19 protein-coding genes are annotated in these 17,150 nt (G+C 47.3%); 13 read left to right on the forward strand and 6 right to left on the reverse strand.

Going from position 1 to position 17,150, the window contains the following annotated elements; all coding sequences use genetic code 11:
* Position 1 precedes the first annotated feature (1 nt).
* Entirely contained in the window at positions 2-877 is an 876-nt protein-coding gene (hslO, locus tag MSG33_RS16090) for an Hsp33 family molecular chaperone HslO (RefSeq protein WP_046874147.1), read from the reverse strand.
* Between the two features lie 31 nt (positions 878-908).
* Positions 909-1,295 carry a ribosome-associated heat shock protein Hsp15 gene (hslR, locus tag MSG33_RS16095; RefSeq protein WP_031780440.1) on the reverse strand — a complete coding sequence of 129 codons (387 nt, stop codon included), beginning with the start codon at positions 1,293-1,295 and terminating at the stop codon, positions 909-911.
* A 253-nt stretch (positions 1,296-1,548) separates the two neighbouring features.
* Here hslR and gspC point away from each other — a divergent pair, with 253 nt between their 5' ends.
* From gspC to MSG33_RS16155, 12 genes are read left to right on the forward strand one after another with little or no spacing between them, the layout of a single operon-like run.
* Entirely contained in the window at positions 1,549-2,472 is a 924-nt protein-coding gene (gspC, locus tag MSG33_RS16100; RefSeq protein WP_006741787.1) for a type II secretion system protein GspC, read from the forward strand.
* Between the two features lie 36 nt (positions 2,473-2,508).
* Positions 2,509-4,527 (forward strand): type II secretion system secretin GspD, encoded by a 2,019-nt coding sequence (gene gspD, locus MSG33_RS16105; RefSeq protein ID WP_005394995.1) that lies wholly within the window; start codon positions 2,509-2,511, stop codon positions 4,525-4,527.
* Positions 4,527-6,029 (forward strand): type II secretion system ATPase GspE, encoded by a 1,503-nt coding sequence (gene gspE / locus MSG33_RS16110; RefSeq protein WP_248381445.1) that lies wholly within the window; start codon positions 4,527-4,529, stop codon positions 6,027-6,029. Before gspD ends, gspE begins: the two co-directional genes overlap by 1 nt.
* Positions 6,029-7,246 (forward strand): type II secretion system inner membrane protein GspF, encoded by a 1,218-nt coding sequence (gene gspF, locus MSG33_RS16115; protein WP_005394987.1) that lies wholly within the window; start codon positions 6,029-6,031, stop codon positions 7,244-7,246. Before gspE ends, gspF begins: the two co-directional genes overlap by 1 nt.
* 59 nt (positions 7,247-7,305) lie before the next feature.
* Complete coding sequence (gene gspG / locus MSG33_RS16120) at positions 7,306-7,749, forward strand: type II secretion system major pseudopilin GspG (protein WP_248381446.1); 444 nt, start codon at positions 7,306-7,308, stop codon at positions 7,747-7,749.
* 30 nt (positions 7,750-7,779) lie between these two features.
* Positions 7,780-8,379 (forward strand): type II secretion system minor pseudopilin GspH, encoded by a 600-nt coding sequence (gene gspH, locus MSG33_RS16125; protein WP_248381577.1) that lies wholly within the window; start codon positions 7,780-7,782, stop codon positions 8,377-8,379.
* Positions 8,366-8,755, forward strand: a complete 390-nt coding sequence (gspI, locus tag MSG33_RS16130; RefSeq protein ID WP_162860657.1) for a type II secretion system minor pseudopilin GspI — start codon at positions 8,366-8,368, stop codon at positions 8,753-8,755. Before gspH ends, gspI begins: the two co-directional genes overlap by 14 nt.
* Positions 8,742-9,419, forward strand: coding sequence for a type II secretion system minor pseudopilin GspJ (gene gspJ, locus MSG33_RS16135; RefSeq protein WP_006741790.1), 678 nt, complete (start codon positions 8,742-8,744; stop codon positions 9,417-9,419). Before gspI ends, gspJ begins: the two co-directional genes overlap by 14 nt.
* Positions 9,412-10,422 (forward strand): type II secretion system minor pseudopilin GspK, encoded by a 1,011-nt coding sequence (gspK, locus tag MSG33_RS16140; RefSeq protein WP_248381447.1) that lies wholly within the window; start codon positions 9,412-9,414, stop codon positions 10,420-10,422. The genes gspJ and gspK overlap by 8 nt, the downstream gene beginning before the upstream one ends.
* Complete coding sequence (gene gspL, locus MSG33_RS16145; protein ID WP_005394975.1) at positions 10,391-11,593, forward strand: type II secretion system protein GspL; 1,203 nt, start codon at positions 10,391-10,393, stop codon at positions 11,591-11,593. Before gspK ends, gspL begins: the two co-directional genes overlap by 32 nt.
* A 7-nt stretch (positions 11,594-11,600) precedes the next feature.
* Positions 11,601-12,092: a type II secretion system protein M gene (locus tag MSG33_RS16150; RefSeq protein ID WP_248381448.1), complete on the forward strand. Its 492-nt coding sequence runs from the start codon at positions 11,601-11,603 to the stop codon at positions 12,090-12,092.
* 1 nt (position 12,093) lies between these two features.
* Positions 12,094-12,855 (forward strand): type II secretion system protein N, encoded by a 762-nt coding sequence (locus MSG33_RS16155; RefSeq protein ID WP_248381449.1) that lies wholly within the window; start codon positions 12,094-12,096, stop codon positions 12,853-12,855.
* Between the two features lie 300 nt (positions 12,856-13,155).
* Here MSG33_RS16155 and cysQ read toward each other — a convergent pair whose 3' ends face one another.
* The 4 genes from cysQ to MSG33_RS16175 form a co-directional block, all read right to left on the reverse strand.
* Positions 13,156-13,983: a 3'(2'),5'-bisphosphate nucleotidase CysQ gene (cysQ, locus tag MSG33_RS16160; protein WP_005394972.1), complete on the reverse strand. Its 828-nt coding sequence runs from the start codon at positions 13,981-13,983 to the stop codon at positions 13,156-13,158.
* Between the two features lie 44 nt (positions 13,984-14,027).
* Positions 14,028-14,597 carry an ADP compounds hydrolase NudE gene (gene nudE / locus MSG33_RS16165; RefSeq protein ID WP_005394971.1) on the reverse strand — a complete coding sequence of 190 codons (570 nt, stop codon included), beginning with the start codon at positions 14,595-14,597 and terminating at the stop codon, positions 14,028-14,030.
* Positions 14,598-14,773: 176 nt separating this feature from the next.
* Complete coding sequence (gene nfuA / locus MSG33_RS16170; RefSeq protein ID WP_005394968.1) at positions 14,774-15,358, reverse strand: Fe-S biogenesis protein NfuA; 585 nt, start codon at positions 15,356-15,358, stop codon at positions 14,774-14,776.
* 97 nt (positions 15,359-15,455) lie between these two features.
* Positions 15,456-16,181: a phosphoribosyltransferase family protein gene (locus MSG33_RS16175; protein ID WP_248381450.1), complete on the reverse strand. Its 726-nt coding sequence runs from the start codon at positions 16,179-16,181 to the stop codon at positions 15,456-15,458.
* 84 nt (positions 16,182-16,265) lie between these two features.
* On the opposite strand from MSG33_RS16175, the gene bioH reads away from it, so the two are divergent.
* A complete protein-coding gene (bioH, locus tag MSG33_RS16180; protein ID WP_248381451.1) occupies positions 16,266-17,033 on the forward strand; it encodes a pimeloyl-ACP methyl ester esterase BioH in 768 nt (255 codons plus the stop codon).
* Positions 17,034-17,150 lie beyond the last annotated feature (117 nt).

Raw genomic sequence — 17,150 nt, forward strand, 5'->3', positions numbered from 1 at the left:
ATTAATGAAGGGTTTTCTTGTCCGCAGAAGCTTGTGCATATAGTTCGGTGACTTCTGCTTCGTCGAACGTATAGGTCGTGCCACAGTAATCACAATGTAAAGAAACGGATCCTACTTCAGCCAAAATGTCATAAATTTCAGCTTTCTCAACGGTGATGATAGCGGCACCACTACGATCACGAGAACAGCCACAATGGAATTCGACAGGTTGCGGTTCGTAAAGGCGCACTTTGTCTTGGTTATATAGGCGGTATAGTAGTTCGTTAGCTTCTAGACCAAATAGCTCTTCATCTTTTACCGTGTCAGTCAGTTGCTCTAGATGCTCGAAATCATCTGGTGAACCAGTGCCATCAGGGATTACTTGAATCAACATACCTGCTGCGTGGGCTTTACCTTCATGCTCGCCCGTGCGGATCCATAGGCGCGTTTTTAGCTGCTCTGAGTTTGCGAAGTAGCCTTCTAGTACGTCGGCTAGAGTATCACCTTCTAATCCAACAACACCTTGGTAACGCTCACCGTTTTTCGGTTCGATAGTGATAACGAGGTAACCTTTACCCATGAGATCGTGGAGGCTTGCATCATCGGCAATATCGCCTTCCCAGCGAGCCACGCCACGAACGCGTTGCTTGTGGTCACCGTTGATAACGGCAAGAGATACAGGGCCGTCGCCTTGCAGCTGAATGGTGATTGAGCCTTCGAACTTAAGAGTGGCAGTTAAAAGAGTGGTTGAAACGAGTAGCTCACCCAGCAGTTTCTCTATTGCTGCCGGATATTCCTTGCTGGAGATAACACGTTGGTACGCTTCATCCAATTGTACCAACTCGCCACGTACTGAAAGATCTTCGAATAGGTAGCGGTTTAAAACATTATTTGCCATGGAGTGCTTTCCTCGTTGGTAATTCCGGCTTTTATTGGTGTTTGAACTTAATGATGTCTCTGCGCTGCTTTTTATCTGGGCGGCGTTCTGGACTTGGGTTGTGGGCATTAAGCTTACGTTGAGTCGCGTGTTCCTCACGTTTCGCTATACTTTCATTAGTTTCGCGATACAAGGTCTGTGCGATGGGAGCGCCTCGGCGTTGATCAGAAATTTTTTCGATGATCACCGTTTTTTCTTCGTTGCCTTGACGAAGTCTTACTTCGGCGCCCACTTCAACGATTTTACTCGGTTTGCTTCGTTGGCCATTATAGTGGACTTTACCACCATCGACCATGTTACGAGCGATAGAGCGGGTTTTATAAAATCTTGCGGCCCATAGCCATTTATCTAGCCTAACGGCTTCATTTAGGGAACTCATAGAACACTACGCTATCTAATCACTGCCCGAATATGGCAATGAGTGATGGATTATTCACCTACAGATGGAGTCAAGGCGTATTTTTTTCAAGGGAGTTGGCAAAAACTGCATAAGAAAAAGGTATGAAAGACAACTTGTGATATAGTTCACTGCTCTTTGTTGAGTAATAATTTTATTGCAAATTTAGCAATTTAAAGTCGATAGCTATTGTTATAGCTTAAATGACGAACGTTAGAATAAAGGAATCCATTCAGTGAAACGTTTAGAGCTAAGTGCAGGATTATCAAGCAGACCGCTACTGGCTCAGATCAAGTCCAATAATTATACAATTCAAGCCAAACTTAGCTTGTTGCTCACCTGTCTGTTTATTGCGATAACCGGATGGATACTTGGCAAAATTGTATGGTTAGCCATACCTCAATCGTCGGAAGTGCCGCAATGGCGTCCATCGACGAGCAGCGTTGTTGCGAGCAATAAAGGCGACGCGATAGATTTTAATGCCCTTCAGAATGCCAACCTATTCGGTAAATTCACTGAACAAAAGCCTGCAGTTGTAGAACAACCTGTTGTTAAAGACGCTCCTAAGACGCGCCTTAACCTTACACTGGTTGGCGCGGTTGCAAGCAGTGATGCGAATACCAGCCTTGCTGTCATTGCCAACCGTGGCAAGCAAGCAACGTATGGTTTAGGTGAAGAAATTGAAGGTACGCGTGCGACACTAAAAGCCGTATTAGTGGATCGCGTCATCATTGATAACCAAGGTCGAGACGAGACCTTAATGATGCAGGGTATAGAATATAAGAAGCTATCTGAATCGCCGCAGATAGCCAGAGCCCAATCTCAACGAGCAGAAGCAGCGTCTGACGTTGGAGAAAAATTAGAGCAAATCCGAGAGGAAATTGCGAAAGATCCACAAAGCGTTTTCAAATACATCACCATTTCACCCGTCAAAAGAGACGGGGGCATTGTTGGTTATCGAGTGTCACCTGGTCGTGATGCCGCGCTGTTTAATGATGTGGGTCTAGAACCTGGTGATATTGCGGTGCAACTTAACGGGATCGATTTAAGCGACCCGTCTTCTTCAGTACAACTGATGCAAGTGATGAGCGATCCGCAAGAATTAAATTTAACTGTTGAGCGCGACGGCCAACAGTACGATATCTATATCCAATTGTAAGACTTAGGCAACCGGCGTAAGTTCAGGGAGACATACGTGAAACATTGGTTCAGCAAAAGTGCTTGGCTACTAGCAGGAAGTTTACTCTGCGTCCCAGGTGCAATAGCAAACGAATTTAGTGCCAGCTTTAAAGGCACTGATATTCAAGAATTCATCAACATAGTGGGTCGTAATCTCGAAAAGACCATCATTGTTGACCCTTCAGTGCGCGGTAAAATCGATGTCCGCAGCTATGACGTGCTTAACGAAGAGCAATACTACAGCTTTTTCCTTAACGTACTCGAAGTATACGGCTACGCCGTCGTAGAAATGGACAACGGTGTACTTAAGGTTATCAAAGCGAAAGACTCAAAAACGTCAGCAATCCCTGTATTAGGTGATGGCAGCGCGCAAGGCGACAGCGTTATCACTCGAGTTGTTGCGGTGCGTAATGTGTCGGTTCGTGAGTTGTCTCCTCTACTTCGTCAACTGATTGATAATGCTGGTGCTGGTAACGTAGTTCACTACGATCCTGCGAACATCATCTTAATCACAGGTCGTGCGGCGGTCGTAAATCGCTTAGCAGAAATCATTAAGCGTGTTGACCAAGCGGGTGATAAAGAAATTGAGCTGGTGGAACTGCGCAATGCTTCTGCTGCCGAAATGGTGCGTATTGTTGAAGCACTGAATAAAAGCACCAATCAGAAGAGCACGCCTGAGTTCCTTGAGCCTAAAATTGTTGCCGATGAACGCACCAACGCGATTTTGATTTCTGGCGATCCTAAAGTACGTGCGCGTCTGAAGCGATTGATTCGTCAACTTGACGTTGAAATGGCGACCAAAGGTAACAACCGCGTGGTTTACCTGAAGAACGCGAAAGCTGAAGATTTGGTGGATGTACTAAAAGGTGTCTCCGATAACCTACAAGCTGAAAAGCAAGTCGGCCAGAAAGCGTCAGGTGCCCAGCGTGGTGAAGTCGTGATTGCTGCGCACGCAGCGACCAACGCCTTAGTATTAACGGCTCCACCAGATATCATGAATGCGCTACAAGATGTTATTGCTCAGCTTGATATTCGTCGTGCTCAAGTCTTGATTGAGGCGCTGATCGTTGAAATGTCAGAAGGTGACGGCATTAACTTAGGTGTTCAGTGGGGCTCACTGGAAACCGGTGCGGTGATTCAGTACGGTAACTCTGGTGCACCGATTGGTCAGGTAATGGTTGGTCTAGAAGAAGCAAAAGATCAAACTCGAACTGAATACTACACAAATGCGAATGGCGAACGAACGCCATATGATGTTACTGAATCTGGTGACTATTCTACTCTTGCATCAGCACTGAGCGGTGTTAACGGCGCTGCGATGAGCATCGTGATGGGTGACTGGACTGCTTTGGTCAGTGCGGTAGCGACTGACTCCAACTCAAACATTCTATCTTCTCCAAGTATCACTGTAATGGATAATGGTGAAGCATCATTTATTGTTGGTGAAGAAGTGCCTGTTATCACAGGCTCTACGGCTGGCTCAAACAACGACAATCCATTCCAAACGGTTGATCGTAAAGAAGTGGGCATCAAGCTTAAGGTTGTGCCACAAATTAACGAAGGTGACTCTGTTCAGTTAAATATCGAGCAAGAAGTGTCCAATGTGTTGGGTGCAAACGGTGCGGTTGACGTTCGATTTGCTAAGCGTCAGCTAAATACCTCAGTCATGATCCAAGATGGTCAGATGCTGGTTCTTGGTGGTTTGGTTGATGAACGTGCACTTGAAAGTGAGTCAAAAGTACCGCTACTGGGGGACATCCCAGTGCTTGGTCATTTGTTCAAATCAACCAGCACGCAAACAGAAAAGCGTAACTTGATGGTGTTCATCAAGCCGACGATTATTCGTGATGGTATGACCGCAGACGGCATTACACAGCGCAAATACAACTTTATTCGCGCAGAGCAGCTCTACAAAGCGGATCAAGGATTGAAGTTGATGGCTGACGAGAAGATCCCTGTCATGCCGGCCTTTGGCCAGGAGCGTCAGCACCCAACCGAGATCCAAGCGTTTATTGATCAAATGGAAAACAACTAATGGTTGATATGTTAGACACAGCGCCAAGTATGCGTCGTCTGCCATTCAGTTTTGCCAATCGCTTTAAACTGGTGCTGGAGACAGAGCATCCTGAGCGTCCGCCCATTCTTTACTATGTCGAGCCGCTCAACCCAGCGGCTCTGGTCGAAGTCCGTCGTGTGCTGAAGAAAAGCTTCGTACCGCAACCTATCGATAAAGAAGCCTTCGATAAAAAGTTAACCGAAGCTTATCAGCGTGACTCGTCTGAAGCGCGTCAATTGATGGAAGACATCGGTGCCGATAGCGACGACTTTTTCTCATTGGCTGAAGAGCTGCCGCATGATGAAGACTTGCTAGAGTCAGAAGACGATGCACCAATCATTAAGTTGATCAATGCGATGTTGGGTGAAGCAATTAAAGAAGGGGCGTCGGATATTCACATCGAAACTTTCGAGAAAACCCTTTCGATTCGTTTCCGTGTCGATGGCGTATTGCGTGAAGTGCTCACCCCAAGTCGTAAGCTTGCACCATTATTGGTTTCGCGAGTGAAGGTCATGGCGAAGCTGGATATTGCAGAAAAACGCGTACCTCAAGATGGTCGTATCTCGCTGCGTATTGGTGGTCGTGCGGTTGATGTGCGTGTTTCTACAATGCCGTCGTCACATGGTGAGCGAGTAGTTATGCGTCTGTTGGATAAAAACGCGACGCGTCTCGATTTGCATAGCTTAGGTATGACGCCTTCCGTGCACGACAATTTCCGTCATCTTATTCAGCGTCCTCACGGTATTATCTTGGTCACCGGCCCGACGGGTTCTGGTAAGTCGACGACTTTGTACGCTGGCTTGCAAGAGATCAACAGTAACGAACGCAATATCTTAACGGTTGAAGACCCGATCGAGTTTGACATTGATGGCATCGGTCAGACTCAGGTGAACCCGAAGGTCGACATGACTTTTGCGCGTGGCTTGCGTGCTATTCTGCGTCAGGACCCTGACGTGGTGATGGTCGGTGAGATCCGTGACTTAGAAACCGCACAAATTGCAGTGCAAGCGTCCTTAACGGGTCACTTAGTAATGTCGACCCTTCACACCAACACCGCTGTTGGTGCGATCACGCGTCTACGCGATATGGGCATTGAACCATTCCTTATTTCTTCATCGTTATTGGGTGTGTTAGCACAGCGCTTGGTTCGTACGCTTTGCCCGAGTTGCAAAGAACCGTATGAAGCCGATGCTGAACAGAAGAAACTGTTTGGTATGGAAGCGCATGAATCACTAGAGCTACACCGTGCTAAAGGCTGCGAAGCGTGTAACCAAAAAGGTTACCGAGGTCGAACAGGTATCCACGAGCTCATTATGGTCGATGAGCAAGTGCAAGAATTAATTCACCGAGAGTCTGGTGAGCAAGAAATTGAGAGAGCCGTTCGCGCCCATACGCCAAGTATTCGCAGTGATGGTCTAAGCAAAGTACGTCGTGGTATTACGTCACTTGAAGAAGTGATGCGAGTGACGAAGGAAACCTAATGGCGGCATTTGAGTACAAAGCGCTAGATGCAAAAGGCAAGCATAAAAAAGGCACGATAGAAGGGGACAACGCCCGACAAGTGCGACAGCGACTCAAAGAGCAAGGGATGATCCCGATTGAAGTGGTTGAGACGAAAGCTAAATCGGCTAAGTCTTCAGGCTCAGTCAGCTTTAAGCGCGGCATCTCAACATCTGAGCTGGCACTAATCACACGTCAATTGTCCACGTTGGTCCAATCAGGTATGCCTCTGGAAGAATGTTTGCGTGCTGTCTCTGAGCAGGCTGAAAAGCCGAGAATTCGTTCTATGCTGGCTGCGGTTCGCTCGAAAGTAACCGAGGGTTATCCGCTAGCCGACAGTTTTGCTGATTACCCACACGTGTTTGATGAACTCTATCGCTCCATGGTTGCGGCGGGTGAAAAGTCAGGCCATCTTGATACGGTATTAGAGCGTTTGGCGGACTACGTCGAAAACCGTCAGAAGATGCGTTCCAAACTGCTTCAAGCCATGATCTACCCGGTGGTTTTAGTGGTGTTTGCGGTTGTTATTGTTTCTTTCTTATTAGCGACAGTTGTACCCAAAATCATTGAGCCAATCATTCAGATGGGACAAGAGTTACCTCAGTCAACGCAGTTCTTACTGGCAGCCAGTGAGTTTGTGCAAGATTGGGGGCTTATCATCTTCGTCGTGCTGGTGGTGTTTTTCTATGGGCTCAAACTGGCGTTGCAAAAACCAGACTTTCGCTTGGCTTGGGATAGAAAAATCTTGAGCCTACCGCTATTAGGCAAAATCTCTCGAGGTTTGAATACCGCGCGATTCGCACGAACACTTTCGATTTGTACTTCCAGTGCGATTCCAATTCTAGAAGGCATGCGCGTTGCGGTGGATGTTATGTCTAATCGCTATGTGAAGCAGCAAGTATTGCTTGCTGCGGATAACGTTCGAGAAGGTGCCAGCCTGCGTAAGGCGTTGGATCAAACTCGTCTGTTTCCACCAATGATGCTACACATGATCGCCAGTGGTGAGCAAAGTGGTGAATTGGAGAGCATGTTGACGCGTGCTGCCGATAACCAAGATCAAAACTTTGAATCTACAGTCAATATTGCGCTAGGTGTATTCACTCCGGCATTAATTGCCTTAATGGCTGGATTAGTGTTGTTTATTGTGATGGCGACCTTGATGCCAATGCTAGAAATGAATAACTTGATGAGCGGATAAATTCGAATTAAGACGTGTCTACTTACGGCATGGCTTGAATCTAACTTTCGGAGAAAAAAATGAAATTTAAGCGTAGTAAACAACACGGTTTCACACTTTTAGAAGTGATGGTTGTTGTCGTTATCCTTGGTATTTTGGCAAGTTTCGTTGTTCCAAACCTATTGGGTAACAAAGAGAAGGCTGACCAACAAAAAGCGATTACGGACATCGTAGCGCTGGAAAATGCCCTAGATATGTACAAGTTGGATAACAGCGTTTACCCAACGACAGACCAAGGCCTGGAAGCATTAGTTAGCAAGCCTTCTAACCCAGAGCCTCGCAACTACCGTGATGGCGGTTACATCAAACGTCTTCCTAATGACCCTTGGGGTAACCAGTACCAGTACCTAAGCCCAGGTGATAACGGTACGATTGACATCTTCACTCTAGGCTCAGATGGCCAAGAGGGTGGAGAAGGTCCAGCTGCAGATATTGGCAACTGGAACATGCAAGATTTCCAATAAATAGAGCCTAAGCCAGCACTAATGAAGCAAATGCGAAAACACAACGGTTTTACATTGATAGAAATTCTATTGGTGCTGGTTTTGCTATCCCTCACGGCAGTGGCCGTGATCACGACATTACCGACCAGCCAAAAAGATCTTTCCAAACAGTATGCTCAAAGCTTTTTTCAGCGTTTACAGCTGCTTAACGAAGAGGCCGTACTAAGCGGTAAAGACTTTGGCGTTCGAGTAGATGACGCTAAATCAACGTACGCTCTACTGAGTTTGACCGCGGAAGGTTGGCAGCCTCTGGAGTTAAAGCAGATTCCGAGCAAAACCAAGTTGGAAGATGACATTACGCTACTGCTCGAGCTAGGTGGCGGTGCTTGGGATAATGATGATCGCCTATTCAAACCGGGCTCTCTTTTTGATGAAGACATGTTCGCTGAAGAAGACGACGAAAAGAAAAGTAAGCCACCGCAAGTGTTTATCTTTTCCAGTGCAGAAGTTACGCCATTTACTCTGTCTTTTTTTCCGCAAAATGGTGACGCCTTTAATGACGGGTGGCGAGTCATCGGCAAAGAAAGTGGACAAATCTTGTTACTAGCGCCGGGCGAAGAAGTGAAAGAGGATGAGAATGCGCAATTCTAAGCAAGCTCGCCCACATTGGAGTCATCGCCGGACGAGAGGCATGACACTACTGGAAGTATTGGTCGCACTGGCTATTTTCGCCACCGCTGCCATCAGCGTCATTCGCTCGGTGAGCCAGCATATTAATACGATCAGTTATTTAGAAGAAAAAATGTTTGCAGCCATGGTTGTGGATAATCAGATGGCCAACGTGATGTTGAGTACCAGTGAACTTAAAGTAAAGAACGGCACAGAAGAGCTGGCTGGGCGCACTTGGTACTGGAAAATCACGCCTGTTGCCACCACGCAGCCATTGCTGAAAGCATTTGATGTGAGTGTCGCGCTCGAGAAAAACGCGAGCCCAGTCGTGACGGTACGAAGTTATGTGGCGCAATAAGAATCCACGCGCAAGTAAGCGCCAACTGGCAAAAGGTTTTACACTTATTGAAGTGCTGGTCTCGATTGCCATTTTTGCCAGTTTAAGTGTCGCCGCGTATCAAGTGGTATCGCAAGTGCAGCGCAGCAATGCACTATCACAAGAGCGAACTCAGCGCTTAAATGAAATTCAGCGCGCCATGGTGATGATGGATAATGACTTTCGTCAAATGGCGATGCGCCAAACGCGGACAAATGGTGAAGAGCCCGCGAGCCAACTGATTTTTTGGTCAGATTACTTGCTCGACTCCGATACTAAAGGGCTAATGTTTGCTCGCTTAGGATGGCACAACCCTCAACAGCAGTTTCCCCGAGGGGAGGTCACTAAGGTTGGCTATCGTTTAAAAGAAGAAACATTACAACGAGTATGGTGGCGCTACCCTGACACGCCAGTGGGTCAACAAGGCATCGTTACCCCATTACTAACGCAGGTCGAATCGTTTGATATGCGTTTTTACGATGGTAAACAATGGAAAAAAGAGTGGGATGATGAAAAGTCGCTACCGAAAGCGGTTTCTGTGATCCTTACTCTCAAAGATTATGGAGAGATTGCCCGCACTTATCTGACTCCTGATGGCACATTGAGTCAGAAAGAAGGAAGTTCAGGAGGCAGCAATAATGGTTAATCGTCAGCGCGGTGTCGCTTTGATTATTGTGCTTATGTTACTGGCGATTATGGCGACAGTTGCCGCCAGTATGTCGGAGCGTTTGTTTTTGCAGTTTCAGCGGGGCGCCAATCAAGTTAACTACCAGCAAGCGTATTGGTATAGCCTTGGGGTAGAGGCGTTGGCAAAAGTCGGTATCGAGCAAAGCTACAAAGACAGCGATACGATCAATATGAGTCAGCCGTGGGCAATAAAAGAACAAGTCTATCCGCTAGATTATGGTCAAGCGGCGGGACGAATTAGAGACAAACAAGCGTGCTTTAACCTAAATGTATTGAGCCGTGTGCAACCGACAGGACAGCAAATCGCAAGACCGTATTTAGTCAATGTGCTGCAGCGTTTATTGGAAGAATCGGATGTTGAATCGTATCAGGCAGAAATCATTGCAGACTCTACCTGGGAATACATTGATGCTGATGACACCGTTCGCTCCACAACCGGGGTCGAAGACAGCACATATGAAGCGATGAAACCCGCGTATTTAGCGTCAAATGGCTGGATGGCAGATGCCACCGAGTTACGAGCGGTTTATCAGGTGAGTGGTGAGATTTTCCAAAAATTGGAACCGCTAATCTGCGCATTGCCTAGTGATGATTGGCGTTTAAACGTAAATACGATTGAAGTCGAGCAAGCTCCGATTTTGGTGGCAATGTTCTCACCAAACTTAAGCAGTAGTGATGCGATTCAGCTAATTGAAAAACGCCCATTTGATGGGTGGGATAGCATTGATGAATTTTTAGCAGAGTCAGAAATGGCTGGCTTGAGCGAAGATGTAAAGAAAAACGCCAAAGGCTATTTGGGTGTGGATAGCGCCTTTTTTGAATTGGATGCACAAGTGTTGGTGGATGAATCACGTGTACGTATCCGAAGCCTTTTGCAAAGTACAAATAGAGAGACGGTGACCGTAGTTCGCCGTCGTTTTGGAGGGATCAGTGAGCGAGTTTCTGACCGTTCGGCTGAGTAGCGAACAACAAAGTACCATTCCTTGGGTGGTGTGGTCGACAGATCAACAGGAAGTGATTGCCAGCGGTGAAATCGCCGGATGGGAACACTTAGATGAGTTGATCTCTTATGCAGGTCAGCGCCAAGTTGTGGCGCTATTGGCGAGTAATGATGTGGTCTTGACGCAAGTGGATATACCGCCAGGCGCAACACGTCAGTTCGACGCGATGTTACCGTACCTCGTGGAAGATGAAGTCGCGCAGGACGTTGATGGCCTTCACTTTACCGTGTTAGGTAAACAAGCGGATAAAGCGCAAGTGTGCGCTGTTGAACGCGCTTGGATTCAGACCGTATTGCAGCGTTTTTCAAGCCAAGGCATCACCATCAAACGCATCTTGCCAGATGTGCTTGCGTTACCTGTTCAGGGAGAGCATAGCAGTGCCGCGATGCTTGGTGATCAATGGTTGATTCGTCACTCAGCGACAGAGGGTGCGGTTGTCGATGCTTCTTGGTTAGACCTTTACCTCTCTTCTTATCTACAAAATCATGAAGGTTGGAAGCTCGATTGCTATAGCTCAGTCCCTGAATCTGCGTTACCTGAAGTATGGGAGCCGCAGCCAGAAGAAATGACCATGGGGTTACTGGCGAAGGGGGTTACAGAAAGCAAAGTCAATTTGCTGACCGGGATCTTCAAGCCTAAATCTTCTTGGGGTAAATACTGGAAGCTCTGGCAAAAAGCCACCATTGCTGCGGGCGTGCTTATCGTTGTTATGGTTGCGCAGCAGTTGCTCGTCGTCCACAAGTACGAAGCACAAGCACAAGCGTATCGTGAGGAGAGTGAGCGTATTTTCCGCCAGGTGTTCCCGAATAAACGACGAATTCCTACCGTTAGTTATCTCAAACGACAAATGGATGATGAAGAGCGCCGCTTATCTGGTGGTGGCGGTCAGCAGGCGATGTTGTCTTGGTTGGCGGCACTGCCCGCGACACTTGGTCAGGTCAGCGATTTGGAAATCACCAGCTTTAAATATGATGGTCAACGTGGCGAAGTGCGAATTCAAGCTCGCAGTTCAGACTTCCAACCTTTTGAGCAGGCTCGTGTGAAATTGGCAGAGAAGTTTAATGTTGAGCAAGGACAGCTGAACCGTAGCGATAACGTTGTGGTTGGCAGCTTTGTTTTGAAGCGTTTGTGAGGTGATGATGAAAAACTTAATTTCTCAAGCTCAGGTTTGGTGGAGCAGCATCTCTCAGCGTGAGCAGCGTTTGGTCATGGGATGTGGCGCTATTGCCGTTATCGGCATTATTTATTGGGGGTTGCTACAGCCAATGAGCCAACGTGCGGAGCTAGCTCAATCACGTATTCAAAGTGAAAAACAGTTGCTGGCTTGGGTACAAGATAAAGCGGATAGCATTACTGCACTGCGCAAAAGCAGCGGTGTGAGCTACTCTAGCCAACCGTTGAATCAACTGGTTTCTTCTTCAGCCCGTCGTTATAAAGTTGAGTTGATTCGAGTACAACCTCGCAATGAGAGTGTTCAGGTGTGGATCAAACCACTCGCGTTTAATCAGCTGGTGGATTGGTTACGTTACTTGAAAGAGCAACAGGGTATTGAAGTCGAATTTTTAGATATCGACCGAACGGATCAAGCGGGCATGATTGATGTGAACCGCCTTCAGTTTAAGCGAGGTTAAGGTGAAGCGAGCAGTACTTTACGTTGTTATCTTTATCGTCTTTTTTTCAGTCAGTCTTTTAATGGGATTACCCGTTTCTTGGGTGTTACAGCAAGCACCAACCGTGAGAGGACTAGACATTCAGGGTGCCAATGGCTCTGTATGGCAAGGTCAAGCTTCTAGTGTTCGTTGGCAGCGCCAGAACCTTGGAGAAGTTAATTGGGATTTCCAATGGTCGAGTCTACTAACTGGTAAAGCTGAGTTTGCCGTACGCTTTGGTCGTGGTAGTGAAATGGACGTTCGTGGTCGCGGTTTTGTTGGTTATAGCTTGAGTGGTGGTCCTTATGCCAAAAACTTAGTTGCCTCGATTCCGGCAGTAAAAGTTGTAGAGCAAGCTCGTCTCCCTGTGCCTGTCGGCGTTGATGGGCAACTTGAGTTAAATATTCGTCATGCGACTTATGCCGCGCCTTGGTGTAAGAATGGTGAAGGCACTTTGGTATGGAATGCCAGTGGTATTCAAAGCCCTGTTGGTAGCCTTGAACTCGGCCCTGTGATTGCCGATCTAAACTGTCAGGACAGTATGTTGACAGCGACTGGTGAGCAAAGCAGTAAACAAGTCTCAGCGGCGTTCTCAGCAGAGCTTATGCCTAATCAGCGATACTCAACCAAAGCCTGGTTTAAACCAGGAGCTGAGTTCCCATCCAGCATGAGTGAGCAACTGAAATGGTTGGGCAAGCCGAATCCCCAAGGTCAATACGAGTTTAATTACCAAGGTCGCTTCTAACCTATCGTGACAAAAACCAAAATTCTCAAAGAGCTGCGATTGTGCAGCTCTTTTTGCTTTTGGATCATAGTAGGCGAAACCCTCTATTCGCTGTACAAAGATCGTGGTGATAATAGGATGTAATTATAAGGTTATGATTCTAAGGGGTTTATTTTCTTGTGTTCAGCACTTTAAGCGATTGGAACATAGTAGGCCAAATGCTCCTAACGCTGTACAAACAGGTCAAAAAGAAAAGACCACGAACATATTCGTGGCCTTTCAATTGCTAGTATTTAGGCGCTAACTTTACGGATAGAGCGCTTAATCTTTGCGTTGTAAAATCTCATTCCAAGGTAAATCCGCGTCACCAAGCACAATAAAGTTTGGGTTCTCTAGCGTTTCCCGCTCGTTATATGACAGCGGCTCCAATTGCGTGCTGAGAATGCGACCGCCCGCTTCTTCAACAATGCACTGTGTCGCGGCGGTGTCCCACTCACCTGTTGGGCCTAGTCTGAGATAGCAATCCACAGCGCCTTCTGCAACAAGACACGCTTTTAATGCCGCAGAGCCGAGCGGAATTAAATCGTAATTCCAAGCACTGCTCATGCGGCTAGTGATGCGATTGATATCTTGACGGCGGCTAATAGCAATCGCGATGCTTTGCCCTGGCTGCTCGTGTTTGTGCGTATGGATTTTTACGCTGTCCGACATGTCGGGAATTTTCCAAGCACCTTTGCCACTATAAGCGTAATAAGTCACGCCAGAGACAGGGCCATAAACGACCCCCATGGTTGGTTTGTTGTTGTCGACCAGTGCAATAATAGTCGCAAAGTCGCCGCTGCGAGCGATGAATTCTTGAGTACCATCGAGAGGGTCGACTAACCAATACCGTTCCCACTGAGCTCGTTGCTCGAGGCTGATGTCTGCGTCTTCTTCTGACAATACGGGAATGTCGGGCGTGAGTTCACTCAAGCGTTCTGTGATGAGCTTGTGAGCCGCGATATCTGCGCTCGTTACCGGAGTCTCGTCACTTTTTGTGTAGGCCTCGTACTGTTTTTTTTCATATATTTCGAGGATCATTTGCCCGGCACTACGGGCAATTTCGATGACTTGAGGAAGCAGGTGAGATAGATCTTTTGTCATTGGCATAAGTGATAGTCCTTACTCACAGTATTATTCGGTTCTCATGACCGTTATTGGTTATGTTTGTGAGTGGTGTTTGGTAAGTGTTTCAGTGCCAACATTAGCGCGGTGATGCTTCGTGCTTCACAGAAATCCATGTGAGTTAATAACTCTTCGGCTTGCGCAAGTGGCCAACGCACAATTTCCAGTGGCTCAGGCTCATCGCCTTCTTGCTTTTCTGGATAAAGCGCCTGTCCTAAAAATAGAGTCATTTTGCTCGAAAAGTAAGACGGCGCGAGGATAACTTGTTTCAACGGAGTCAGCTGATTGCAGCCAAAGCCGATTTCTTCTTTTAATTCTCGATCCGCAGCTTGGTGTGGGGTTTCACCTGGATCAATCAACCCCTTCGGGAAGCCCAACTCGTAGCGTTCAGTCCCAGCGGCGTATTCACGTACCAGTAATAAATCGCCTTGCTCAGTCACAGGAACCACCATCACCGCATCGCGTCCACTTGGCTTCATGCGTTCATAAGTACGGTGTTCACCATTGGAAAAACGAAGGTCGAGCGCTTCCACGGCAAACAGTTTGGATTTTGCGACCGTTTGGCATGAGAGTATCTCTGGTGGGGTCCGTTTCGACATGGCGCTGGCTCCTTGGTGTCGTTGGCGTTTACGAGATGCGTAAGATTCTTAATATATGAGAACTCCGCCTGAGTTTCTAGCGGATTTTACGGGCAGAACTAAGCATCTCAAGGTTACCTCAGTATCGATACAAAAATGGGAGACCGAAGCCTCCCATTTTCTGACCGTATTTACTCTTAGTAGTAAGAGTGATCACCACGGTCATGTTCTGTTGCATCACGAACAGCGGTGAGTTCACCAACGAATTGGTTTAGCAGTTCTTTCTCGATGCCTTCTTTTAGTGTTACGTCAACCATAGAACAGCCATTACAGCCGCCACCAAATGCAACAATAGCAATGCCGTCTTCAGTGATCTCAACCAAGTTTACGTGACCACCGTGACCAGCAAGCTGTGGGTTGACTTGAGTTTGGATAACGTATTCAACGCGCTCAACCAGTGGCGCGTCGTCCGCAACTTTACGCATTTTAGCGTTCGGAGCTTTTAGCGTTAGCTGAGAGCCCATTTTATCGGTAACAAAATCGATTTCAGCGTCTTCAAGGAATGGCAGGCTTAGCTCATCCACGTAAGCTGAAAAACCGCTGTAAGGGATTTCAGTGTCGGTCGCTTCTACTGCTTCTGGTGGGCAGTAAGACACGCCACACTCAGCGTTTTGTGTACCTGGGTTCACAACGAAAATACGAATGTTAGTCCCTTCAGGCTGTTGGCCTAAAAGGTTAGCGAAATGCGTTTGCGCAGTTTCTGTAATAGTAATATTTGACACGACGAATACCCGAGTAAATTTGTAGGTTACTGCTGCTATTCTACTCTTGTTGACGTATGGGTCTAGTCTTTTTGATGCTAAGGCATGGCGAAGCGATCTAGAGAGAACGAGGAGCAGGTGTTCTGCAGATGCAGTAAATATCGATGCTTTCTACGCCAACTTCAAGTAGTAAATGACATAATTGTCGGACGGTACTCCCTGTGGTGACCACATCATCGACGATGGCAACATGGGAAGATGGCGGTCGCTTATTGAGAACAAACGCGCCTTTTAGGTTTTGTTCACGGCTCGCTTTAGTATTGCCGCGCTGTGATTGGGCGAGTCTGACCCGGCGAAAGACCTTCGCGTCGAAATTGGTTTGCAATTGCTGGGCGAGGTGTCGGGCTAAAACATCACTTTGATTAAATCCCCGGCGCAGGTAACGCTGCCAGTGCAGTGGCACACTGGTAATGATTGGAGCTGGTGTTGTAATGTGCTGCGCCAGTTGCTCGGTCAATGCCTTTACATGCCAAGACTCTCCGTGATCTTTAAAGCGTTGTACTTCCCGTGAAAGGGGAAAGTCGTAATCGCCTAACGTGTATAGCCTTTGCCATGGCGGTGGTTCTGAAAGGCATTCACCACAAATACTATCCGTACTCATCTCCTCTTTCTGTAACGTTAAACCGCAACGTTGGCATCGCTTGATTGGAGTTAGGTGCTGTAAACAGTGCTCACACCAACGCAGAGCATGCGTGTGGTTTGGTGTTTGAATAGGGAACCGACACAGACCGCATTGACTGCTCAACACGCGATGCATGATGTTTTGCCAGTGATGAGATAACATAGCGCTTATTCATGGTGATATTTTACTCAGCCTAACGCTTGGCTGATGGCGTAGGGAATAAAATTAGTGGGAGAGATTGAGAGCATGAGCACGAAATTACATTGGCAGTCGTTTGGTGAAGGACCTGATCTGGTGTTGCTACATGGTTGGGGTATGAATGGCGCGGTTTGGCAGCAAACCGTCGAATCACTTCAAACTGATTTCCGTGTTCATGTTGTTGACCTTCCGGGTTATGGACACAGTGCCGAGCATCATGGTGAAGATTTAGACCATATTGCTAACTTGGTGGTGCAAAGTGCGCCAAAGAAAGCGATTTGGCTTGGCTGGTCCCTCGGAGGCTTAGTGGCGACGCATGTCGCATTAAACATGCCCGAGCGTGTGACTAAGTTGATCACGGTTGCCAGCTCACCAAAATTTGCCGCAGAGAAGCCTTGGCGCGGTATTCAACCGAATGTACTGAGCGCATTCACCTCTCAGTTGTTAGAAGATTTTTCACTGACCATTGAGCGCTTTATGGCGTTACAAGCGATGGGCAGTCCATCTGCACGTAAAGATGTGAAGCAGCTCAAGCAAGCGGTACTGTCGCGCCCTCAGCCAAACCCTGAGTCGCTGTTGGTTGGACTAAACATCCTTGCTGATGTGGATCTGCGCGATGCATTGACGTCTCTTTCTGTACCAATGCTGCGTCTTTATGGTCGCTTGGATGGATTGGTGCCGATTAAAGTGGCGAATGATTTAAGTGAACAGTTATCTCATACTCAGCAGTTTGTTTTCAATCAGTCCTCTCATGCGCCCTTTATGACCGAACATGACGAGTTTTGTGCCCAAATTCGAGAGTTTGCTCACGATTAATCAAATACAAGCGGAAAAAGCTCAAGCTGTTTAAAAAGTGGTCGATATAAAGGTTGGTGAGGTTTTATTAGCCAATAAAGCTAAGCCATATTGACGAGTTGGGCGACTCTGAGGAGG

This window comes from Vibrio sp. 1CM7H (genome assembly GCF_023161645.1).
Classification (GTDB): domain Bacteria; phylum Pseudomonadota; class Gammaproteobacteria; order Enterobacterales; family Vibrionaceae; genus Vibrio; species Vibrio diabolicus.